This is a genomic window from Vagococcus allomyrinae, assembly GCF_017829975.1.
Lineage (GTDB): Bacteria > Bacillota > Bacilli > Lactobacillales > Vagococcaceae > Vagococcus_D > Vagococcus_D allomyrinae.
In genome coordinates this window covers 92,047-116,911 of sequence record NZ_JAEEGA010000006.1, presented here as the reverse complement: position 1 = coordinate 116,911, position 24,865 = coordinate 92,047, and the positions used below count along the sequence as shown (strand labels likewise).

Sequence of the window (24,865 nt, the reverse complement as noted above, 5' to 3'; positions counted from 1 at the left end):
TTCGTCTCCCCTCTTAGAATAACGCTGAGTTTTCATCGTATTTTCTAGCAATTAGATTCGTCACAACGACTAAAATACACCCGACTACCGATTGATATAGGCCGGCCGCTGAAGCCATGCCAATATCCCCACTCTTCATCAAGCCCCTAAAAATATAAGTATCCAAAACATTGGTTACATCGAACAAGGCACCTGATTCACGAGGCAATTGATAAAAGAGACCAAAATCTGCTCTAAAAATATTGCCGACAGCTAAGATTGTTAGCACAGTCATCAAGGGAATCAATTGAGGAATTGTCACATGAATAATTTGTTGCCACTTGCTAGCACCATCAACTTCTGCCGCCTCATAATAAGTTGGGTCAATTCCCATAATGGAAGCAAAGTAAATGATACTGTTATAGCCAATCCCCTTCCAAACACCCATAAAGATGATGATGAAAGGCCAATATTTCGGTTCATTATACCAACTAATCGCTTCGCCACCATTTCCCGTAATTATGGCATTAAACAAGCCTTTTTCCGGATTCAAAAATGAATTAACAAAGAAATTGATGATAACCCACGACAAGAAATAGGGTAACAACATCGATGTTTGAATCACTTTAATCGACCTTTTCGAGCGCAGCTGACTTAAAATAACCGCAAATATCACTGCCACAATCAGATTTAAGACGATAAATGTCACATTATAAAGCACGGTGTTACGCGTGATAATATAAGCATTAGAAGATTTAAATAAGAACTCAAAGTTCTTAAACCCAACCCAAGGACTGTCGATTAAACTTTTAATAAAGCCTCCTTCAGAAATTTTAAAATTTTTGAAAGCCACTACATTTCCTAGGACTGGAATGTAGAAAAAAACAATCAACCAGATTGTCCCTGGCAAAGCCATTAATAACAGGGCTTTATGCTTCATCGCTTTCTTTAACTTCTTCATATAATTCCTCCTCTTACCTATTGGTTCAACCTTCACTTGTTCACCTTTAGTTCTAAAACGTCACTGTCTAAACTTAACATTAAACCCAGTGAAGATTAAAAAGCTAAAGGACTGCGATAGGAGCCCTTCTTTCGACCAAACTCGCTAAACGTTTACTCCTAAACCAAACTCAATGAATCAATTTCACATACTCAGTATACGAATAAAGCGCTATAAAAATAAGAAATAAACCATTGAATTTTATCTACAGATTATAGGTAATCACTTCTAATAAGCGTCATATCAAGTTTTCTACACATCCTAATCCTTTTTTCTCCCAAACTCATCCATCATGTGATCTTCAGTAATAGCAAAAAAGAGCAGATATCACGCTGCTCTTTTTTGCTATATAGGAAAGGATAAAACGGGTTCTCTATTCTAATCGCTGTCTAGCTTAGTTCATCATTCTGCCAATAGCTGCCAATACTCCACGTACTTTTGAACCAGATCTGTTCCTAAGCGATGAGGATAGTCGGCCAACTCTTTCGCTTTCCTTTTCAGCTCAGTATTATTTCCTGCCAACACTACTTGCCAATAAGCAACATCCATTTCAATTCGTTTTAGCCACGGACCACAGTTCGCTTGAAAGGCCTCATTTGGTAGTTTTGCTAACACTTTCCCAGCAAAATGTAATTTAGCCAATTCATCAGAAATATAGTCCTGATCTTTTTGCCTAATTTTTAGTAATTGCTCATGGCTGTACTGTTCTCTGGTGTATTTATTCGGATTAAATTTAGCGAAACACTTTAAAGCCTCATAATACTCACTACCGGCATATTCAAGCAACGTCTTGTCCCAAGCACTGACCACTTCAAATTTGGGACTATTCCATAAATACTGACTCATATTATGGACAGTTAATTTTGAAAGCTCCCACTGAGCCATTGGATTAGAAACAATCCCCACCACTTGATACTCATCATTAGCTAATTTTGGAGAACGATTTTCGTAGGGACTAAGAAAAAGCAACTCATAATCCTTTTGGTAATCATTAACTGGCACATTATCCCAAATAACCAACGGTCGCTCATAGATGTTTGCCATCGTTTCAATCGCCGCTGTACTAATTTCAGTGGCCAAGGTAGCAGGGCCCGTCCAAAATAACGGGATGTCCTTTGGCAATTCACGGTTCAATATTTCTAAATAAAGGGAGTCATGGTGATTATCGTATTCTGTTGGACAAGCCACTAAACGATAATCGGCTAATTGTGTGCCTAAAAAGGCATCGACGGTTGAAATCAAAAAGGCATGGGCGCTTGCTGAAGAAGAAAACTTCCGTTTAGCATTACCCTTAAGAATATAGTCAATATCATCCAACAATAAACCGAAATGTCGAACGCCAATGTCGATTAACTGCTGCAGCTTTGTCGTTAAGACTGCCACTTCGGATGCTAATGTGTAATCAATATCATTTCCTGGGCTAATCATATAATAAAAATCAATGTGTTCTGCCTCAGCGACCGCAAGCAACTCAGAAAATCTGGCAAGTGCTACGTCAGAATACAGCTCTCGCCATAATTTCCGCTGATATTGATCATCTTTTGGCGCATACATATACGTATTCAGCCGCTCTTTCCCCAGAAAATGCAATAGATCAAGACGATCACTGTGTTGCCAAGGAACACCATAAAAACCTTCGATCACACCTCGCATTTGAAAAGAAACTTCATGTTTAATTTTAACTAAAGGATAGGCCACTCCTTCTTCCCCAAATTCTAAAAGCATATGAAACGCCTCTAAGGCATACCTAAACCCTCGCAAATTTTTAGTCGTCACAACCACTTTCCCAGGCTCACTTACCTCCAAAGAAAAACCATCTAATGTCATTCGGCGATCAAACTCATGATAAAAATGAAGATCCGCTTGAGCTTCATCATCACTGCTTACCCAGTCAATATCGGGAAATTGCTCTTGCGGAATCACATCTTGATGGGTTTCAAATCGGAAAAACTTTCCGTAAAACTTCACTTTAAGTCTTGGCTTTTCGATAAACTGATAGGCCCCTTTAGTATAAACTTCTTGATAATGAGCTAACTTTGACAATAATGTTTCCACATTGACCCTCCTTAAAATAAACAACGATAACTTTGACTGTCTCTATTTTACTATAATTGTCTGTAACTAGAAGAAACAAATTATAGTGATTTATGTTAAAAATTATAGATATTCTCCAGAATCATTTAAAGCCCAAAGGACCACTCAGTGGAATTCTATCGTCAGCTTACTTATGGACTATTTAACGACGCCAGCGCACGCTCTAATGTTGCCTGTAACTTACTGACATCAACAACTCGGCCTACTTTTTGATGCGAATATCTCCAATCGTACTCACTTCTAAAACTTTCGTTTGTTCGTTACTTGTCTCAGGAACTTCTAGGACTTCTCCACCATTTTTAGCCACCGTCACATAATCTCCTTGAAAATCTTGAGGAATCGTGACTGTGATATTGCCAACAACTGACTCAATTTTAACCTTCTTAAGACTTACCTCTTTTCCTAAAAAGACTTGCATTTCCAGCTCGCTTTTTCCATCATTGTTAGGCATTAATTTGAAATCAGATGGATCTGACAAAACTATTTCCAAACTTCCTAGTGCTACTTTTGCCTGCTCAAGTTCTTTTTCGGTTTTACTAGACACTTTGCCGACTAACTTCACAACTGTTTTATCTTGATCAGTCTTAATAATAGTCATCTTAACATCTTGTTCTGCCCCTAATAAAGACAGGGAATCAATCGTATCTGCGGATAAATCCCATTCCTTTGCGACCTCATTCGTTGTTTTAGCCGAACCCAACGTTGTATAACCGACTAAAAATAAAGCCACTACCGTCAATGTTAAGATCATTACTTTCTTTTTCACTATAGTTTCTTCCTTTGCTCTTTATTATTTAAATTCTCTTGCTTTAAAGACCTGATAACTACACATATAACAGATCAGGCCATAAACCACTGCACTGCTAAAAATAAGCCCAACGGTTTGACCTGAAAGCTTCAGATAATCTGTCAATAGCCGAATATTAGTAAATAGTAAGGTATCCAATAAGACTTCCGCAGCCGAAAAATAAGTGGAAATAACACTTGAGGCTAAGCCCTCACCTACTAAGATCAACGTCACAAAGATCGAGGTGGCAACATTTCCTGATTTAATTACATTGAATAACAACACTCCTATTAAGCTAACTGCGAAGTACAACGGCAATTGAAGCAATAACATCTTAAACATCTCAAGTAAAGAAAAGCCTCCAGCTGTTAGCCAGACTGTGATTCCTAAGGCGGATGTGTAAACTGCTAAAAAGAGCAATGTCATGCCAAAGGTAAGCAACACTTTACTATAAAAATAAGTCCGTCTCTGAATGCCAAAAATCAAGGAATTATTGACCACTCGATGAGTAAACTCATGGCCCCAAACAACCATAAAAATATTAATCATAAAAATTGAAACAAATATCGAAGCATTAGATAAGCCGTCTTTGATGGCTTCTAAACTAGGTGTATCCTCACGAACGATTCCAAAAAATAGACCGAATAAGCTTAACCCTGCTATAGCATAAAAACATAGGTTACCTTTGACAATTCTATAAATATCAGATTTTAAAATATTTAACATAACCATTCTCCTTTACCTCGTTACTTTCAAATAATACTCTTCTAGACTTTCTTCTTTATATGAAAAATAAGTCAGATTTAACTGGTGACGAAACAACAAACGAGATATATCGGGCATTTTCGATTTTTCCGCATTAATAATCAGGCCGTTAGCTGCCACATCGACGATATACCCTTCTTTTTTCAAAATAGTCTGACAATTCTGATCATCAACACTCGATAACAAAATTGGTTTTTCGCATTCATGTTCAAGCTCTTGAGTGGTGACTTCCTTGACTAATTTTCCTTGGTGAATAATGCCATAACGAGTTGCAATCATCGATAACTCTGATAAAATATGACTCGATACTAGGATCGTCGTCTGATACTGCTGATTTAATTTTTTGATAATTTCTCTAATCTCAACAATCCCTTGTGGATCTAAACCATTGGTTGGTTCATCAAGAATAAGTAAATTCGGCTTATTTAAGATCGCTAACCCAATACCAAGCCGCTGTTTCATCCCAAGAGAAAAATCTTTAAACATTTTCTCTCCAACATCTCCTAAGCCAATAAATTCAAGGACTTCTTTGATTCTTTCCTGCTTATCAGGCAAATCAACTTGTATCGCATAATAGGCTAAATTAGCTTGAGCCGATAAATAAGGATAACAGGCTGGCGACTCTATGACAGCCCCAATTTTAATATTCTCCTTACCGCTAAAAAATTCGATACTACCTGAACTTTTCTCAATTAAATTCGTTAACATTCGAATGAAGGTGGTTTTACCAGCGCCATTTTTGCCAATAAACCCATAGATATCCCCTTGGTTAATCGTCATTGACACCTCATCAACGGCTCGGTATTCTTGATACGCCTTGATTAGTTTAGTTGTTCTTAATAAGGAAACTGCCTTTAGTTGGTTTTCCATTTGCTACATCCCTTTCGTGTTATCAGTTAGTTAATTTCCACAACGTCAATCATTGAGATTACTTCATCCTTAACATCAATTTCTTTGGTTTCATGTGGCTTGAGAAAAACAATTTTAACTAATTGACGATTGATTATTACTTGAAATAGTTTTTCTTGATTCGTTTTATTATCGATGATCAAAACTTTTTTTTCGATTTGAATCTGTTTAAAAAAATACTCTACTTGTGTCATAGTTGATCTCTTTTCTATTTTTAACTTTCCACAGCACGTGCCTTCACTAACCTGTTAATCATTATTTTTTCAGACTATTCTTACGTCCGGATGTTCATCACCCTATTGACCTCCTTTGTTCTTTGTTCTAAGTGCTTCATGTCTATTAGTATAGAAAACTTTTCATTTTTTCAACATGACATTCATGTCATCTCCTAAAAAAGTCAGCATTCAATGGGTCTACAAAATAAGCTAGCCCATCATTAGTTTCCTAATGGTGGACTAGCTTATTGGTCACACACCTATTCTGCTCTAAACTGCTGATAGTCACTCTGCCATTCAGCTTCAATTCTTCGAACCAGTAAGTCATTCTCAAATATGCCTGCACATACCAAGGCATCATCATACTTTTCTTTGGCTAACTCGCTATTATTTTCTGCAAATAAATAATATTTTCCTTCTATCATACTTAAAATTGGTTTTTGCTGAAAATCTTGTGTATGTTTCATTATTAATTTTAACACTTGAATGACTTTCTTTAACTCATGATACTCATTCTGTACTAACGTGATACTCGCCGCTGCAAATAATACTTTTCTGATGTAAAATAAATCAGTGTCTATGATGAAGTTAGCCTGTTCTATTACGCGATAAAGAATCTTATTAAAAATTTCTTTTTCATAGCCTTGGTAATAGATACAACCAAAATACAGTTCTATGATCAATAAATCATTTATCGAGTACTCCTCTTTGAGTTTAATTTGCAATAGATAATCATCAATTATCCCTTGGCCAAAGGTAATATTTTGACTCATATGAACGTCTAAAGAGGTCTGTAAAACATCGATCGCCAGCTGTTCTTCTTCAGGTAAGTTAGGATAGTACACTTCATATATTTCATCAAAGGACCTTTCTTTTCGCTTTATCTGCTCGGCTTCATCGTAAGTCGGGATTTTGCAAATACTATATTTCAACTCCAAGTATTTCTTCGGTAACTCCACGTATTTCTCATCAATTAACTGATGGATCGGCACGGAAAGTTTTTGTGAAATATAAGTCAATTTTGGTAATGTAGGCAATGATTGGCCAGCCTCAATTCGCGCCAACTGACGAACCGTTAAAAAGACTTCATCATCACAAAACGCTTCTCTTGTTAGCTCTTTTTGCTGCCTGAGACCTCTGATTTTTTTCCCTAACTCTGCTTTAATCTCCACTGATATCCCTCCACACTCACCATATTAATCAACCATCTTCCCAAAACTATCTTTTGTTTATATCAACAAGTATAGCATACCCCAACCTAGTGATTGGCTTTTTCTTAGACAATCAATGTCACTATGATCCTTCTTTGCTAGGATAGGTTAACATCGTTAAGGCCATTCTGCTATATCAAAATAAACTCACCTTAACTGTCAGTTAAAGTGAGTTCCATATTAACTTAACGAATAAGGTAAAACAACCTCTGCTTGAGGGCGTGGAGGTACCAAGCTCATATCAAAATGCAAGGGTTCGCCACTCATCAAAGATTTATGAGAAATCGCCAGCGGGTTTACCACCGCTTCTCCCTGCCTTACTTGGCTAACAAAATGATGGGTTGGCTTCTTATTTTCCGCAACTATTTCCAGCTCTTTGCCATTACTTAAATGAAGGGTCACTCGTTGGAAACTTGGCAGACCAATTGTATACTCGCCTGCCCCTGGACATACTGGATAAAACCCTAAACTAGAAAAGACATACCAGGCCGCCATACTGCCATTGTCTTCATCACCTGGATAGCCATCCCATCCTGGATTAAAGAGATTATCCTTAATGTTCTTAAGCAATAACTGGGTGTATAAAGGCTGATTGACGTAATTAAATAAATAAGGCAGATGGAAACTTGGCTGATTAGACATTGCCACTTGGCCAAAATTAACTGCCGCCATTTCGCTCATCTCATGAATTTCAAAACCATAACCCAAATCTTTAAACTCTGGATAGGTATTACATAATTCAATGAGTTTTTCAAAAAACGCCTCTTGTCCTCCGTGGAGTTCAATCAAATCGGCCAAATCGTGATAAGTAGCAAAGCTATTTTGCCAAGCAGATCCTTCAGTGTAATCCCTGCCCCAATTAAAAGGGTGGAACTCCTCTACGAACTTGCCTGCTGAATCTTTGGCTCGCATAAAGCCGACTGAAGGGTCAAAAATATGCCGATAATTATGAGAGCGCTCAAAGTAATCCTTGGCTAAGTCAGCTTGACCTTCTGTCGTGGCAACTTGAGCAATACAAAAGTCAGAATACGCATAATCTTGTGTGTGATTGACACTTTCACCATACTCTGAGGAGACATAACCGATTTCATTGTATTGATTAGTCCCTCGGCGTCCATAATGACCATTGTCACTTTGAACGGTAGCCGCCTTAATCATGGCTTCCAATAATTCTGGCATCAACTCTTTACCAATGCCTTTAACTGCCGCATCTGCAATAACAGCATCGATTAATGTACCGGGCATTAAACCACGTTCATCAGGTGACAGCCACTTTGGCAAATACCCCCCATTGCGATAAGAATTTAAAAAGCCTTCCAGCATGTCTTGGTAGTCATCTGCTGCAATTAACGAATACAACGGATAGACCGTTTTATACGTATCCCAAAAGCCATTATTTGTATACAATTTGCCCGGCTTCACCTTGCGGCTCAACGTGTCATAATGGTAATCCTGCCCCATTTCATCTGTTTCATAAAATTTTTGAGGAAACAGACACGTCCGATAAAGCGAGCCGTAGAAGGTCTTAATAGCCTCCTGATTGTCATCTTCGACTTCAATTCGATTAAGATAATCTAACCAAATATCTGCTCCTTGCTTTTTCAGTTGGCTAAATGAGCTCTGAGCAATTGCCAGTCGGTTCAACTGCGCTTGTTTCAGTGAAATAAAACTAGTAGCCAACCTTGTTTCAAGCAGCTCACACTGATTAAATCGAAGCACTAAACGCAAGTTTTCACCTGTCATTTGAGTGCCAGCAACCAATTTTTCCGTATCAATGCCACTTGCCGCCAAATCAATCTGATGATTAAAAGAAAAATCAATGTACATTTTAAACTCGGGATCCTCAACATCGGAATAATTAATAATAAATCCTGACACACGGTTGTTTTCTTGATCAATGGTTAGGTTGTACGGCCCTTGACTGGTTAAAACAAATCCAGCATTTTCACCATAAGCGTAGTGACTTTTAACCATTGCCCCATAGGTTGTTGGAACCAATTCCGAAGTAATTTGATAACGTTCTTGCTTTAATTTGAGATAATGAGGCGCGTAACAGGCCTCTTCTGGTCGATAACTACTTTGAAGCGTAAATAGCTCCAAATTGTTTACCGTACCGGCAATCGGTGTCATCAACAAACTAGAAAAATCCCCCATCCAAGGACTTGGTTGATGAGTCAAACGAAATCCTTGAAAAACTCGATCGTGAGGATTAAAGTACCAACTGCCCTTTTGATCTGTCGTTTGAACGACGAAGTGATTCATGCCAAAGGGCACTGCTGTGTATGGTAAACAATTGCCATTCGAATAGGAATGTTGGTTATTGGTGCCTTGCCGCGTATCAATTGCTAATAACTCTTTTTCAGTTAACATCATATCGCTCCTTTTCAAATAATTGATCTCAATAATATGATATACCATTATCGCGTTTTTGTAAACATATGATATACCATTTGATAATTTAGCAAATTTACCTTGACGTACGTCATAACCTTTAAAATCTCTTAAATTTTCCCGATCCCAACCAATTCTATTGTTCTCTGGCTTCGATCTATGCTAGTATAGGGCGTAATCAATTCTAGAAAAGATCGAGCCATAGCGTTTGAACAACTGGCACTTGCTTTTTATGGTTTTATATTAAGGAGATACTAACGTAATGAAGAAACAAACAACGCTGACAATCCTGACCATTGGCATAATTGCCTTTGCTATTTTTTTTCAGCAAACAATTAATTCAACTTCCCTACCGACCAAACAACTAGGTCGTTCTCAAAAACAAATCGCTGACGCGCTCTTTAAAAAGCCCACCGTCAATATCGACTTGGAGATCAGCCCTGAAAAAGCCTTTGCAAAACAAGCAGCTGATATGACTCTGGCAGAAAAAGTTGGTCAACTCTTTTTAGCCCGAGTTCCGGAAACCAACCAATTGGCAGACCTAAAAGACTACCATTTAGGGGGGTACTTACTCTTCAGTCGAGATATCGCTGGCGAGAGCCAAGCCTCACTTAAGCAGAAAATCGTTGGCTTTCAACAGACAGCTAAACTGCCACTGATCATCGCCTCAGATGAAGAAGGCGGATTGGTCTCGCGGCTCAGCTATGAGAAAGGCTTTCTCAAAACCCCTTTTGCCTCCCCTCAAAAAAGTTATCAAAAAGGTGGACTGGCGGAAATCAAAAAGGAACTGACCTATCAGTCAACGATCTTACATGATTTAGGTATTTCCATGAGTCTCGCGCCAGTCGCTGACGTCTCAACCAAGCCAGATTCCTTCATTTACCAGCGAACACTTGGAAAAAATGTGACAGAAACCGCCGCTTTTATCGAAACAGCTGTCACTGAGATGAAGAAGCTAAACATCGGCAGCACCCTGAAACACTTTCCTGGGTACGGCGATAACCAGGATTCCCATTTAGAAATTGTCCGCGATAAACGCTCACTAGAAACCTTAAAAAAGGAAGCCTTGCCCCCCTTTATCGCCGGAATTGAAGCTGGCGCTGACTCGGTTTTAATCACTCACAATATTGTTGAAGCCTTAGACGACAAAAAACCAGCCTCCATCTCAAGTAAGGTTTACGACTACTTGCGGGAGGATCTGGATTTTAATGGTGTGATAATGACCGATGATTTCGATATGGCAGGCTTAAAAGAATTTACAACACAAGAAGAAGCGGCTGTTTCAGCTATTAACAGCAGTGCCGACTTAATCTTAAGCTCTAGCTATCAAACCCAAATCCCCGCTGTTATCAAGGCCGTTAAAGATAACAACATCGCGCTAGAAAAAATTAATGCCAGCGTCACACGCATTTTATTATTGAAATACCGGTTAAACTTAATCGATCTCCCTTAAAACTCCAGTAAATACTGGAGTTTTTTTAGACAATCCGGTCAATTGTGACAAAAAGGGCTCACCGCTCCTGTAAAACAGACCGGCAGACCACCAAAAGAAGCCGACTATACACATCATCAGACAGATAGTTTCTTTGATTATTTAATGGAAATTATCTCGTCACTCATTTAGTTGCGGCTAATCTGAAACAAAGGCTCTGCAACCGTGTTCAAAAGATCCTGATACCCGCAATAAGTCCCTTCGCTATTTTTATAAATAGTCTGCGCCATCCGTTTACAGCCACCGCCACAAAGCTTGGCATAAGGGCAAGTCTCGCATAACCCACTCATGTCACGTGGGGTGCGCAAAAACCTTTGGACCACTTTTGCCGAGAATAACTCCCTTAAGGTACTTTCAGTAATGTTTCCTAAACAAAGATCATCTAGGGCATAAAAATCACAGGGATATACACTGCCATCGCCTTCGATCACATACTGGATCGCACATTGTCCAACTAAACCACAGGCATTAACTTGACCATGCCCCAATAAATTGGCAATATTATCAAACAGATTAATGCTGTAGTAATTTCCTTGGCGATATTCTTGTTCCCATAGAAAAAATAATTGCTTATAAAAACTTGCAAAACGTTCAGGTGTTAAAGCGTAAATCGAAGGCTTTTCCACATCTAAATCGTCTAAACACGGGATAAACTGCATATAGTCAATTTGGTGGCTGATGATAAAATTAAATAATTGCTTAGGATGTCGCGCATTTTGATTCGTTAACACACATAACACGTTATAGTCAATTTCAAAGCGGTCAAATAATGTCTTGGTCCTCATCACATCCCCAAAGGTTCCTTGACCTTTAGGATTGACCCGATAGTCATTGTGGAATTTAGCACCCCCGTCAAGCGACAGTCCCACAAGAAATTTTTCTTCCGCCAAAAACTGACACCAAGCTTCATTGATTAACGTCCCATTGGTTTGAATCGCATACCTGACGGTGACATTTTTAGACTGTTGCTTGACATGTGCAACAAATGCTTGAAAATAAGCCAAACCAGCCAAGGTAGGTTCTCCCCCTTGAAACGCAACGGATAGTTGATCGCCATCTTCAAGATCTAAAAAAATTTGATCAATCATCTTTTCCATTACCGCAGATGTCATGCGACCAAAAGAACGAACGTCTCGCAAATCACTAATATTGGCGTAAAAACAATACTGGCAGCGTAAATTACAGAGAGAGGAAGCTGGCTTAATCAAGACCGACAATTGTTTCATTGAGACTCACTCACTTTCTAATTTTTTTCGTCGTCTCCCGCTCGATAAAATCGACTTCAACCACAATTGTCTCACACTTTGGCAGGGGACTTTCAATCTGCTCGATTAGTTTTTGACAAGCCAATAAGCCCATTTCAGTAAAATTTTGACTGACCGTCGTTAGTTTCGGCTCTAAAAGCTCGCTTGCCTGAATATTGTCAAAGCCGACAATTGATAACTTCTCAGGAATCGCAATCCCCCGCTGTTTAAGCTGGTTGATCAAGGCGATCGCCACCAAGTCATTTTCCGCCACGATTCCTTGGATGCCTTCACTGAGTGCCCGATCAAGGACCTCATCAACAAAACTAGCCATCGTGTCATGACCAGAATCTTCATACAAGGTTTTGCTCATATTTTTTTTAAGATGAAGGGCTTTTAAATACCCTAAGTAACGCTCACGAACGGTGGAGATCTCCATGATCGGCTGACTGCTGACAAAAGCAACTTTCTCAAGGCCTGTCTTTAATAAAAAGCTTGTGGCCTCAAAACCGCCTTGTTGGTTATCAGAGACAATGGTCGTAAACTCAATCCCCTCGTAAACCTTATCCAAAATAACCGTTGGCATTTGATGAAGATACAAGCTGTACAACATTTCCAAATCTCCCCCTCGATTAATCGGATAAAAAATAATGCCAGCGTAATGTTGAATGATGTCCGTTAAATTGTCTTGATTTAAACTTTCATGAGATTGAACCACTAAACGATAAGAGGTACCCTCAATGGCTTGAAAGATTCCTTGAGTGTAATTGCCAAACCCGATATCTTTAGGAAAAGGCATCACAAACAAAATATCAGTTTTATTCCCTGATACTTTGCGGGCCACCGCTTCCTTAACAAAACTGCCCTTCCCTCGTAAGCGATAAATAAACCCCTGATTCTCCAACTCCGCTAAAGCTCGCTTTGAGGTAATCCGGCTCACTTGATAGCGTTCTGCTAATTCTAATTCGGTAGGAATCTGTTCATCTGGTTTAAATTTACCAGTCAATATATCATTTTTTATATCATTTAAAATCACTTGGTACAATGGTTGCTTCTTCACGAACGTCTCCTCATTTCTCTGATTTATATTTTACCACACTAATCTCTGACAGGCCATCAAAGCTTGATAAATCAGGAGATTCTTCTCCTTTAGCCTAAGCAACTTTTAAATTTATGCCAAAGCTTTCACAGTCAAAATAGCAACCTATAATCTGTCCTATCTTTTCTATTATATTTCCACTAGACAAAATCAATGATATACCATATAATCGTAATTGTAAATAAATGATATACCATTTAAAGGAGGCTATTTTTAATGGCTTATGAAAAAGTACCAACATCCGTGCAACAATTTATGGATGAGATGACACAGAAAACCCAAGCAGATAACCCAAAATGGGGCGAAATTTTCTCTAACTGTTTTGCCAACACCCTTTTGACAACGGTTAAACGTTTGGAAGACAACACGACCTTCCTACTTACAGGTGACATTCCTGCCATGTGGTTAAGAGATTCTACCGCTCAGGTCCGTCCTTACTTGCCAATTGCGGCAAAGGATGCCGACTTAGCTGAGATGATTGCTGGGTTAGTTAAACGTCAATTTTTCTACATTAATATGGACCCTTATGCTAACGCCTTTAATGAAGAGGCCAATAACGCCGGCCATCAAGACGATCACACAAAGATGACCCCTTGGATTTGGGAACGTAAATATGAAATCGATTCATTATGCTACCCTGTTCAACTAGCTTACTTGCTCTATAAAGCAACAGGTGACACAGCTCACTTTAACCAAGACTTCCAAGACGGCGTCACTAAAATTCTAACGGTTTGGGAAACCGAACAAGATCACAGCCAATCCCCTTACAACTTTGAACGTGACACTTGGCGTGAGGAAGATACCTTAACTCACGGCGGCAAAGGCACACCTGTGGCTAAAACAGGGATGACTTGGTCTGGCTTCCGTCCAAGTGATGACCGTTGTATCTATGGCTATTTGGTCCCATCTAACATGTTCGCCGTTGTGGTCCTTGATTACTTAGCAGAAATTTACACGGATATCCTGCCTCAGCCTGAGGTTGTGGCTCGCGCCCGTAAATTGAAACATGAGATTGACGCTGGCATTAAAGAATTTGCTCAAGTCAACAATGGGGCTGGCGAAACGATTTTCGCTTATGAAGTAGACGGTCTTGGCAACTACTCGATTCAAGACGATTCCAATGTTCCTAGCTTAATGGCTGCCCCTTACTTAGGCTATTGTGATGAAACGGATCCGGTTTACTTAGCCACCAGAAAAACCCTGTTAAGCAAAGAAAACCCTTATTATTACGAAGGGAAATTTGCTAAAGGAATCGGCAGCTCCCATACACCTGAGAATTATATCTGGCCCATTGCCGTTTCAATTGAAGGCATGACCACTTCTGATAAATCAGAGAAAAAACGGATTTTAGATATGCTAGCCGCCACAACTGGTGGCACAGGATTGATGCACGAAGGTGTTAACGTCGATAATCCAGATGAATTCACACGTGAGTGGTTCTCTTGGGCCAATATGATGTTCTGTGAATTGGTCATGGACTACTACGATATCCGCGTGGCAAAATAACCCAAGCTAAGAGTCAACTGACAATTAGATAGCTTCTAATATTAATAAATTAACTAGGAGCTAGTCTTTTCACAAGGCTAGCTCCTTACTACTAAGGAGACTAACATGAAGAAAAAAGTTTACATCATCTCGCATAGCCATTGGGATCGGGAATGGTATATGCCTTACGAACAGCACCATATGCGCTTAGTGGCACTAATGGATGACTTACTAGAAACATTTAAAACCGATCCTGATTTTCACAGCTTCCACTTAGACGGACAAACCATCGCCTTAGACGATTATTTGGAAGTTCGCCCGCAAAAAGAAGGAGAAATTAGACAAGCCATTGCCGATGGTAAATTAAAAATTGGCCCTTTCTATATTTTACAAGATGACTTTTTAATTAGCGCTGAATCCAATACGCGCAACATGCTGATCGGCTTGGAAGAAAGCAAAAAATGGGGAGATCCAGTGCTCCTTGGCTACTTCCCCGATACCTTTGGCAATATGGGCCAAGCGCCACAAATGATGCAAGAAGGTGGCATTGAGATCGCTGCTTTCGGTCGTGGGGTTAAGCCAACTGGTTTTAACAACGCGGTTATTAACGATGAAAAATACGCCTCACAGTTTTCCGAAATGTGGTGGCAAGGTCCCGACGGTTCAAAGATTTTCAGCGTGCTCTTTGCCAACTGGTACAGTAACGGCAATGAAATTCCCGCTGAAAAAGAAGCGGCCATTCGTTTCTGGGACACTAAACTGGCCGACGCCGAGGCTTACGCCTCAACTGGTCACCTCTTAATGATGAACGGTTGTGATCATCAACCGTTACAAAAAGATGTGACGACGGCCATTAAATTAGCCAACGAGCTTTATCCCGATTACGAATTCGTTCACAGCAGCTTCGATGAGTACTTAACAGCCGTCATGGCGGATGCCCCTGATACCTTAAGCACGGTCGAAGGCGAATTGACCAGCCAAGAAACTGACGGCTGGTACACATTGGCTAACACCTCTTCATCACGGATTTACTTAAAACAAAAAAATACCGAAGTCCAACGTCAATTAGAAAGCATCACGGAACCATTGGCTACCATGGCTTACGAAGTTACTGGTAAATACCCTCATGACGAGTTGCGCTATGCTTGGAAACTACTTTTGCAAAATCACCCACATGATAGCATTTGTGGCTGTAGCGTTGACGAAGTTCATCAAGAAATGATGACTCGTTTTGCTAAATCCTTAGAAGTTGGCCGTTTCTTGGCAAGTGAAGCCTTAGAAAGCTTAACCAATGCCATTGATACTAGCCACTTCCCAGAAGGCAGCAAACCATTTGTGCTGGTGAATACTAGCGGTAATGCAACATCTGACGTGGTGGAAACGGAAATCGAATGGAAGCGAGGGCCATTTTCAGAAGGGGCACCAAATGCCCAATATTACCAATTAAAAGCAGAAACTGTCCCTGAATTAGTCGTCATCGATGAAAAGGGTGTGGAAGTTGAGGCCGAAATCATTAGCTCAGAAGTCCGCTTCGGCTATGATTTACCAAAAGATGGCTTCAGAATTCCCTTTATGGCACGCTACATTAAAGTCCGCGTGATGGTGAGCGAGATGGCTGAAATGTCATGGAAAGGCTACGCCCTAGTTGAAAAAGCTAGCCAAGGACCAGCAGCCAGTTTAATCAAAGACCTTGGTCGCACATTGGAAAACGACTTCTTGAAAGTCACCATTCAAGCCGATGGTCGCTTAACGATCACCGATAAACTAACAAATATCACTCATGACAATTTCTTAACCTTTGAAAATGTCGGCGATATTGCCAATGAGTATATCTTTAAGCAACCTAAAAACGACACTGCGATCTATGCCCACGATTTCCCATTTGAACTGTCTGTGTTAACCAACAGCCCACTTCAAGCGGAAATCGCCTTGACACAAACACTGATGATTCCTGTCAGTGCCGATGAGTCTGTCTTAAACGAAGAGATGCTTTCGGTAACCGAATTTAGGCATCGCAATGCCGGTCGTAGCAAAGAACTAGCTCCATTAGAATTAACGACGATTATTCGTTTGGATCAAAATAGTTCTCAACTTAAATTTACGACCCGCTTTAATAATCAAATGAAAAACCACCGTCTCCGTGTGCTCTTCCCAACGAAGCTCGAGACAGACGTTCACTACGCAGAAAGTATTTACGAAGTCGTTCAACGGCCAAACAGTGTTAGCAGTTCTTGGGAAAACCCAACGAACCCCCAACACCAACATTCTTTCGTCAATGTGAGAGATGACAAAGGCGGTGTGACAGTAGCCAATTACGGCCTTAACGAATACGAATTAGTCAAAGAAGACACCACTCTTGCTTTAACGATTTTCCGAGCAACAGGTGAACTAGGTGACTGGGGCTTCTTCGCAACACCAGAAGCACAGTGTCTCGGCCAACAAGAAGTCTCCTTTGCCGTTGATTTCCATGGTCCAAACAATTACAACGAGACCTTTAAGAGGGCGCAGAATTTCCAAATTCCAGTCTCAAGCGCTCAAACAACGGTTCACGCTGGCCCATTAGCCACAACTAACCAATTCTTAAGCGTTGACTCAGACGGTTATTTATTAACAACCATGAAACGCAAAGAACATCAAAGCGAGATTATCGTTCGTGGCTACAACCTCTCCAATAGCCAGTCTTATCCATTAACACTGGCCATTAAGGGCTACTCACCAGAGCGAGCCACACTGATCGAAACACTAAGTGAGAAAAAACTGACAAATACTTTGGCATCTGCTGAGATTCATAGTACAATTTGGAAGAAAGATTAAAACAGTCGGCCAGGTCCTCCCAAGGTACCTGGCCCACAAAAAAGGAGCATTCAAGAAATGAGAAAATTTCCAGAGAATTTCTTTTGGGGCGCCGCTGCTTCAGCCCCACAAACAGAAGGTGCCGCTCTAATCGATGGCAAAAGCCCTTCAACATGGGACTATTGGTTTGAAAAAGAGCCTGAGCGTTTCTTCAATCAAGTCGGCCCTAAAGATACGTCGAACGTCTACTATCAATACAAGGAAGACGTGCAATTAATGCAAGACATGTCTTTAAACTCTTATCGCACTTCTATTTCATGGACTCGTCTCTTACCAGATGGCAAAACGGTCAACCAAAGTGCCGTTGATTATTACCGGGCTTATTTCACTGAACTAAAAGCCAAAGGTGTCGAGCCGATTATGAACCTTTTCCACTTTGATATGCCGATGTGGCTCATGGAAAAAGGTGGCTGGGAAAACCGCGAATCTGTTGACGCTTTTGCTTTTTATGCTGACACAGCCTTTACCCTTTTCGGTGACATCGTCAAAAAGTGGGCCACGTTCAATGAGCCAATGGTTCATATTGAGTGTGGGTATTTAGGCGACGCTCACTACCCTGGGGTTCACGATTATAAACGAGCCATCCAAGTCGGGTTCCACACGGTGATGGCTCACGCTAAAGCCGTTGCAGCCTTCCGTCAAAATAAACACAACGATGGTGAAATCTCTTGTATCCTGAACCTGTCACCTGTCTACGCTAAAAGTCAGGATGAGAAGGATCAAGAAGCTCGCCGTTTAGCGGATTTACTCTTAATTAGAAGTTTACTTGACCCTATCGTTCTTGGCAGCTTCCCTGAGGAATTAATCGCGCTTTATAAAGAAACAGACTTACTACCAGAAATGGTTGAAGGTGACTTAGAGATCATCGCCAACAATAAAATTGACTTCTTAGGGGTTAACTATTACCAACCACTACGGGTACAGCATCAAGATAATCCAAATTTAGAGACCATTACACCTGGGACTTATTTTAAAGGCTATGATTGGCCTGAAAAACGGATTAACCCTCACCGTGGCTGGGAGATTTACCCAGAAGGCATTTACGATATTTCCATGCGGATTAAAAATGACTACGGCAACCTGCCTTGGTTTATTTCCGAAAACGGCATGGGCGTTGAAGGCGAAGAGAAATTTATCGACGAACAAGGCATCGTTCAAGATGATTATCGAATTGAGTTTATCGAAGATCACTTGCAATTCCTTCACCAATCGATTGAAGAAGGCAGCAACTGCTTCGGTTACCATCTCTGGACATTTGTTGATTGCTGGTCCTGGTTAAACGCCTATAAAAACCGCTATGGCTTCTACCGCATTGACCTTGACGACAACTTTAAACGCTATCCAAAACAATCCAGTTTCTGGATGAAAGACGTCATCGAACGCAACGCGATAAACTAATAACTTAAGACTGATTAGCTGAGGCTAAATCGGTCTTTTTTTGCGCCTTTATCTTTTCCGGTTATTGAGAAATATCCTTGACGAATTTCGTAAAAAAAGCTGATTCCCCTCCAATCCCTAGACCAAAATATGTTATAATGACAGTTGACTTTTAATCATATTCCCGCTGAAAGGAGATTCCATTTATGATTCAAGATAAATATTCCGTCCTCCAAACCTATTTTGGTTACTCAGAGTTTCGTGAAGGACAAACCGAAATCATCGATGCTCTCATCTCAGGACAAGATGTGCTGGGCATTATGCCAACTGGGGCCGGAAAATCCTTATGTTACCAAGTTCCCGCCCTTTTATTTGAAGGCTTAACAGTCGTCGTCTCTCCCTTGATTTCCTTGATGAAAGACCAAGTGACCGCTCTTAATCAAGTTGGAATTCCTGCGGCTTTTTTAAACAGCTCATTAACTCCCAGCCAACAAGGAAAAATGATGCAAAACGCCCGCAATAATCAGTACAAATTGATCTATGTCGCGCCTGAACAATTAACCACTCCGCGTTTTTTAGAGTTTTCTCGAACAGTCACCATCGCCTTTGTCAGCGTTGATGAAGCCCATTGTGTCTCCCAATGGGGACAGGATTTCCGACCTGGTTATTTACAAATCAATGACTATTTAGCGGCGTTGCCAAAACGCCCCATCGTCGGGGCCTTTACCGCAACAGCGACTAACCTCGTCAAAGAAGATATTAGCCAACTGCTGCGACTACGTGACCCACTGACCCTAACAACCGGCTTTGATCGCAAAAATTTGTCCTTTGCTGTTGAAAAACCAAAAGACAAGTTCCGTTTCGTCCAAGACTATGTCGCTAAGCGAGAAGACATCAGCGGCATTATCTACTGCCAGTCCCGCAAAAATGTGGAAGACGTTTGCCAACGTCTATCAGACCTAGGTCATGAGGCGACTCGCTATCACGCTGGTCTAGCAAGCGATGAACGCCGCGCCAACCAAGAGTTATTTGTCACCGACAAAATGAAATTGATGGTGGCAACTAACGCTTTTGGAATGGGGATTGACAAGTCCAACGTGGCCTTCGTTATCCATTACAACATGCCCAAAAACATGGAAAGTTATTATCAAGAAGCTGGCCGGGCTGGTCGAGATGGCTCGCCTGCTGAATGTATCTTGCTATACAGTGGCCGTGACGTAGTGACCAATCAATATTTTATCGACAACGATATTGAGGACGACCAGCTTTCCGAAGCAGAACGGGAAGCCTTCAAAAAACATGAACAAGAACGCTTAAAACGGATGTCCTTTTATTGCTTTACCCAAGATTGTTTACGCCATTACATCCTGAACTATTTCGGTGAGGCTTCTGGGAATTATTGTGGCAACTGCAGCAATTGCCTCACAAATTTTGAGAAAGTTGATGTCACCCTTTCTGCTCAAAAAATCATTTCCTGTGTTAAACGACTACGGGAAAATTTTGGGACGAAAATGGTCATCGATGTCCTTCGTGGCAGTGAACAAAAACGAATCAAAACGCTCCGGCTTGATAACGTTTCGACGTACGGGATTATGAAGGATACCAGTGAAAAGCAACTCCGCCACATGGTTGAATTTATGCTTGCTGAAGGTTACCTCATTACCAGTGACGGTCAGTATCCCGTCTTACAACTAGGTTTTCGGGCCAAAGATTTATTAACCCCTCAAGCAAACTTAATGATGAACCTGGCCAAAGAAGAAGCTCCTAAAAAGAAAGTGGCAGTCACAGACGACGTGGTCAATCCAGCCCTCTTTGCCCGCTTGCAAATCTTGCGACGAGAGTTTGCTGATGAACAAAAAGTGCCGGCTTATATCGTCTTTAACGACGCTACCTTAAGAGAAATGTCGGCCCGCTTACCTGAAAGCAGCGCTCAGCTAGGCACCATTAGCGGTGTCGGAACCGTTAAACTCGATAAATACGGCGACGCTTTCTTAGACGTGATTAATGCCTACATAAAAGAAACCGCCGAATAAGCAAAGCCTAGTGCTGCCTCGTGAAGTTAGATCCAAATGACGCGGTAGAGAAAGTATTAGACTTACCTGTAAAGAAAAAACTCGTTCCCTCACATTGAGAGAACGAGTTTTCTTATAACAATAATGATGTCACATCAATTCGTGGCTTTTTAATTGCTTGGTCGTAGCGAATCGTTTCCACCCCAATGCTCTTTAAAGTCAGCTTAACCATTTTCTTGGAAAAGAGGGTGGCCTCTTTATCCCGATCTGTTGCAATCTTCTGACCGCTAATGCTAGCATTGCCTGTTTGACGCATTTCAGCTGAATCAACGGCTGGATGAATCACATAAAAATACTGACCTGGTGGTACTGATTTCAAAAAATCCAGTGTGCGAATCTCACGATTGATTAACTTTTCCACATCGGGTGGTACCGAATAATAGTCAGCATGATTAAGCAGCCCTTTTTCAGCTGTCCATTGATCAACCGCTTCTTGTAAACCTGGAATACAATTCTCAGCAAACATGTGAGAATCCGCGTAACTGATCTTGAATCCCAAATCAAGCAGTCGCTGATACTGAGCGTCATATTCTGCCATAATCACTGCAATCTCAGGTTTTGTCTCAAGAAAAAACTGCGGGTTTGGCAAAAAGTGCCCCTCTTCGTCCACTAGCCCACTTTCAGGTGTCAAGGTTGTTAAAGGCCCCCATTTTACTCGATCCCACTCCGAATTCAGCACTAAGTGAACCCCAAAACAAACCGAATCATCATCCTTTAGAAGAGTGGCCGCTTCTTCAATTTTAGACCCCACAGCCATCAGTGAGACATTTTTAACCATCCCTGCTTTGATGACTTTCGCTACCCCTTCATTAGCTGATGAATTAGATCCTGCATCATCCGCCCTTAAAATCAACTGTCGTTTACTCATATCGTCCTCTCACTTTCACTTAATAAGCAAACAGCCAGCCGATTTCTACCGGCTGACTGTTTACTTATTCATCTTCGTTGGACTTGCTCTTATTGCCGTTACCAAAGAATTTTTTTTCTTCCTCAGGTTCTTCTTCTTCTGGTTCATGGAAAATCACTTTCAGCAACAACACACGAGACCCTTCCATCTCTTCTGAAATCAAGGTTAAGTTATCAACACTATAAGATAGTTTTTGATCTTTATCTGGGATTGTTCCTAAAGCAGTAATCAAATATCCTGCCATAGTGTCCACATCTTTCATGTCCAAGTTTGTATCAAATTCTTCATTAAACTCACCGATTGGCATTCTCCCTTGAACAAAATAAACATTTTCTTCAATTTGTGTGTACAATTTTTCAACTTGATCTGATTCATCGTCAATTTCACCGACAATTTCTTCTAACAAGTCTTCTAAGGTCACAATTCCAACCATACCACCATACTCATCTAAAAGTATCGCCATGGCATTTTGAGTTCGTTTCAACTCATAGAGCAAATCATCGGTAAAGATCGTCTCAGGGACAAACAGGGGCTCCTGTAAGATAGACAACAGGTCAATTTTATCAAAGCCTTTTTCATGAGCCTCTTTTAACAATCGTTTCAAATGTAAAACACCGATTACTTTGTCTTTATCATTATCATAAACTGGCACTCGCGAGTAAGTATTGTTTAAAATCAACTCTAAATTAGTTGCCATCGGTTCATTTAAATCAATCATAAAGGAATCTGTTCGTGGCACCATGACTTCACGAGCAACCGTTGTGTCTAGGGAAAACACTCCCTGAACCATTTCCAGTTCATCTGATTCCAAGATGCCTTCTTTTTCTAACATATATCGCATTTCATCGCGGGTCATTTTATTGTCTTCATCATCAAATTTCATCGGGGTTAACTTACTTAATAAATCTGTTGAGGCTGACAACAACCAAACGAAGGGTTTCGCAATCACACCGATGGCCAAAATTGGTCCTACGGCAATCCGCGCAACTTCTTCTGATTTATTAAGAGCGATCCGTTTCGGATAAAGCTCCCCAAACACAATTGAAATATAGGTTAATAACATTAATACAAGGACTTTCGATAATTGCGTCGCCCATGTTGCATCACCAAAAAGTGGTGCTAGTTTTCTTGATAGTGAATCTGCTAAAGACGCACCAGACAAGATATTGACTAAAGTAATTCCGACTTGAATCGTCGATAAAAAATTACTTGAATTACCTAATAAGTTAAACAAACGGGCAGCTTTCTTGTCCCCTTGTTCGGCTTTCTGTTGAATTCTATTTTTATTCAGTGATACGACGGCAATCTCTGCAGCTGCAAAGAAAGCATTTAACAATGTTAATACTACTAAAATTAAAAGTTGTACTATTAACGACTGACTCTCCGGGTCAGCATTCATACGCTGTTCTCTCCTTCTGTTTAGGGGGATTGTTCGAAAGCCCAAGTGAGGAGCTCACCTGTTGTCGAACGCACTAGCCCTTTTGGCCACTAGCCATTATGTAGTCATAACACTTAGTGGGTTTTCCATCATGATAGATGTGACACTTACCTCATCATCTCATGTTAATAATATACGATAAAATCGTATCATAAATGATACGATTTATCAATATATAGAATCATTTAATTATTTTACTGGAACCATCCATCAGTTCCTTCTTGCGATTCAGTTGCATGATATCAAAGACATACATAAAGACTGTTTTACAGACCGCATAAAAAGGAACACCTAAAATCATGCCAACCAAACCAGCAATATTACCAGCAACTAATAAAATTAAAATAATCGTCAGTGGATGAATATCCAAACTCTTACCAATAACCAGTGGGTAGATAAAATTCCCATCAACTTGTTGGACCACAAGAACTACAACACAGGCCAAAGCCGCTCTAAAAGGCGAATCAAAAACCGTTACTAAAACAGCCGGTGCTAAACCGATATAAGGGCCTAAGTAAGGGATCATATTAGTAATCCCAGCAATCACACCAAACAAGAAAGCATACTCAATCCCAATCGCCCAATAGCCGATAATCGTCGCAACTGCGACAAACAAACACTCCAAGGCTTGTCCACTGATATAGGCTGAAATCGTGTCACTCATTTTGCTCAATAACTCTTTAATTTCACTAGCATGTCCCTTTGGCAAATATTTCGAAATTGACGGAACAAACTTTTCGCCATCTTTTAACATGTAAAACAAAATCAGTGGCACTGTCACAATCAACATGGTGGCGCTGGCCACAGATGAGATAATAGAACCCACACTCGTTGACAAGCCATTAACAACGTTCTTAAAGATATCGCCAAATGATAAGTCCAGTTTATCGATATATTCCTGATAGTTAACATCTTTTAGCAGCGGATGATTCATCATTTCGTTGGCCCATGACTCTAGTCCTTTGACAATCCCCGGCACACTGCTTGCTAATGAAGCAACCTGTCTCGCTAAGTTCGGAATCACGGCGCCAATAAAAATCACCAACGCGCCTAATAATAAAATAAAAACTAATGCCACTGCCAAATTCTTTTTCATCTTAGCTTTATCCATCAACAACTTCACTAAAGGATTTAGCATATAATAAAAAAATCCTGCAATTAAAATTGGCGCAAACAACGTTGTAAATAATGTGGCCACCGGTTTAAACATAAAGTTTATTTTAGATGATACCAAAATAAACGTGGCAATGACCAGCAATTCCACTGACCAAAACATTAACTTAGATTGTTTAAGTTTATCAAACAATAATTCTTCCTCCTTCTAATTGTCAGATACGCTTAAAGGTAGCTGACTGCCAACAAAATACAACTCTCATGTAAGTATAAAGTATTTCCCGCTAAAATGCTCCCATTTTCCTCATACGTCAGAAAACAGAACAAAAGCTAAAGGATACTGTACAGCATTTATTATAACTGAATAAGTCAGGATACAACATCCCACCTAAGACTGATTATTTAACTTGCTTTTTCTAAGGTGTTTGTACTAT

18 protein-coding genes are annotated in these 24,865 nt (G+C 40.4%); 5 read left to right on the top strand and 13 right to left on the bottom strand.

Annotated features, from left to right (window positions below):
- Window positions 1-13 precede the first annotated feature (13 nt).
- The 8 genes from I6N95_RS10605 to I6N95_RS10570 form a co-directional block, all read right to left on the bottom strand.
- Entirely contained in the window at window positions 14-940 is a 927-nt protein-coding gene (locus I6N95_RS10605) for an ABC transporter permease (RefSeq protein WP_209527422.1), read from the bottom strand.
- A 441-nt stretch (window positions 941-1,381) separates the two neighbouring features.
- On the bottom strand, window positions 1,382-3,034 hold the full coding sequence (locus tag I6N95_RS10600) for a protein O-GlcNAcase (protein ID WP_209527420.1): 1,653 nt from the start codon (window positions 3,032-3,034) through the stop codon (window positions 1,382-1,384).
- 241 nt (window positions 3,035-3,275) lie between these two features.
- Window positions 3,276-3,839 (bottom strand): hypothetical protein, encoded by a 564-nt coding sequence (locus I6N95_RS10595; protein ID WP_209527418.1) that lies wholly within the window; start codon window positions 3,837-3,839, stop codon window positions 3,276-3,278.
- A 24-nt stretch (window positions 3,840-3,863) separates the two neighbouring features.
- Window positions 3,864-4,586, bottom strand: coding sequence for a hypothetical protein (locus I6N95_RS10590; protein WP_209527416.1), 723 nt, complete (start codon window positions 4,584-4,586; stop codon window positions 3,864-3,866).
- Window positions 4,587-4,598: 12 nt separating this feature from the next.
- Window positions 4,599-5,495, bottom strand: coding sequence for an ATP-binding cassette domain-containing protein (locus I6N95_RS10585; protein WP_209527414.1), 897 nt, complete (start codon window positions 5,493-5,495; stop codon window positions 4,599-4,601).
- 26 nt (window positions 5,496-5,521) lie between these two features.
- Window positions 5,522-5,728 carry a hypothetical protein gene (locus tag I6N95_RS10580; RefSeq protein ID WP_209527412.1) on the bottom strand — a complete coding sequence of 69 codons (207 nt, stop codon included), beginning with the start codon at window positions 5,726-5,728 and terminating at the stop codon, window positions 5,522-5,524.
- 281 nt (window positions 5,729-6,009) lie between these two features.
- A complete protein-coding gene (locus I6N95_RS10575) occupies window positions 6,010-6,921 on the bottom strand; it encodes a helix-turn-helix domain-containing protein (protein WP_209527410.1) in 912 nt (303 codons plus the stop codon).
- Window positions 6,922-7,140: 219 nt separating this feature from the next.
- On the bottom strand, window positions 7,141-9,330 hold the full coding sequence (locus I6N95_RS10570) for a GH92 family glycosyl hydrolase (protein WP_209527408.1): 2,190 nt from the start codon (window positions 9,328-9,330) through the stop codon (window positions 7,141-7,143).
- A gap of 283 nt (window positions 9,331-9,613) precedes the next feature.
- Here I6N95_RS10570 and I6N95_RS10565 point away from each other — a divergent pair, with 283 nt between their 5' ends.
- On the top strand, window positions 9,614-10,804 hold the full coding sequence (locus I6N95_RS10565) for a glycoside hydrolase family 3 N-terminal domain-containing protein (protein WP_209527406.1): 1,191 nt from the start codon (window positions 9,614-9,616) through the stop codon (window positions 10,802-10,804).
- A gap of 167 nt (window positions 10,805-10,971) precedes the next feature.
- Here the strand turns inward: I6N95_RS10565 and I6N95_RS10560 are convergent, their stop codons facing one another.
- Window positions 10,972-12,069, bottom strand: a complete 1,098-nt coding sequence (locus tag I6N95_RS10560; protein WP_209527404.1) for a radical SAM/SPASM domain-containing protein — start codon at window positions 12,067-12,069, stop codon at window positions 10,972-10,974.
- Window positions 12,070-12,079: 10 nt separating this feature from the next.
- Window positions 12,080-13,147 carry a GntR family transcriptional regulator gene (locus I6N95_RS10555; RefSeq protein WP_209527402.1) on the bottom strand — a complete coding sequence of 356 codons (1,068 nt, stop codon included), beginning with the start codon at window positions 13,145-13,147 and terminating at the stop codon, window positions 12,080-12,082.
- A gap of 255 nt (window positions 13,148-13,402) precedes the next feature.
- Here I6N95_RS10555 and I6N95_RS10550 point away from each other — a divergent pair, with 255 nt between their 5' ends.
- The 4 genes from I6N95_RS10550 (at window position 13,403) to recQ (ending at window position 20,934) form a co-directional block, all read left to right on the top strand.
- Window positions 13,403-14,692, top strand: coding sequence for a glycoside hydrolase family 125 protein (locus tag I6N95_RS10550; protein ID WP_209527400.1), 1,290 nt, complete (start codon window positions 13,403-13,405; stop codon window positions 14,690-14,692).
- Window positions 14,693-14,797: 105 nt separating this feature from the next.
- The gene (locus I6N95_RS10545) at window positions 14,798-17,485 is read left to right on the top strand and encodes an alpha-mannosidase (RefSeq protein WP_209527398.1); all 2,688 of its coding nucleotides are present in this window, start codon (window positions 14,798-14,800) and stop codon (window positions 17,483-17,485) included.
- A 57-nt stretch (window positions 17,486-17,542) separates the two neighbouring features.
- A complete protein-coding gene (locus I6N95_RS10540; RefSeq protein ID WP_209527396.1) occupies window positions 17,543-18,922 on the top strand; it encodes a glycoside hydrolase family 1 protein in 1,380 nt (459 codons plus the stop codon).
- 185 nt (window positions 18,923-19,107) lie between these two features.
- The gene (recQ, locus tag I6N95_RS10535) at window positions 19,108-20,934 is read left to right on the top strand and encodes a DNA helicase RecQ (RefSeq protein WP_209527394.1); all 1,827 of its coding nucleotides are present in this window, start codon (window positions 19,108-19,110) and stop codon (window positions 20,932-20,934) included.
- Between the two features lie 112 nt (window positions 20,935-21,046).
- Here the strand turns inward: recQ and I6N95_RS10530 are convergent, their stop codons facing one another.
- The 3 genes from I6N95_RS10530 to I6N95_RS10520 all read right to left on the bottom strand — a co-directional run bounded on the left by I6N95_RS10530 (window position 21,047) and on the right by I6N95_RS10520 (window position 24,624).
- Entirely contained in the window at window positions 21,047-21,841 is a 795-nt protein-coding gene (locus I6N95_RS10530) for a ChbG/HpnK family deacetylase (RefSeq protein WP_209527392.1), read from the bottom strand.
- Between the two features lie 64 nt (window positions 21,842-21,905).
- Window positions 21,906-23,279, bottom strand: coding sequence for a hemolysin family protein (locus I6N95_RS10525; protein ID WP_209527390.1), 1,374 nt, complete (start codon window positions 23,277-23,279; stop codon window positions 21,906-21,908).
- A 220-nt stretch (window positions 23,280-23,499) separates the two neighbouring features.
- Window positions 23,500-24,624, bottom strand: a complete 1,125-nt coding sequence (locus I6N95_RS10520) for an AI-2E family transporter (protein ID WP_209527388.1) — start codon at window positions 24,622-24,624, stop codon at window positions 23,500-23,502.
- Window positions 24,625-24,865 lie beyond the last annotated feature (241 nt).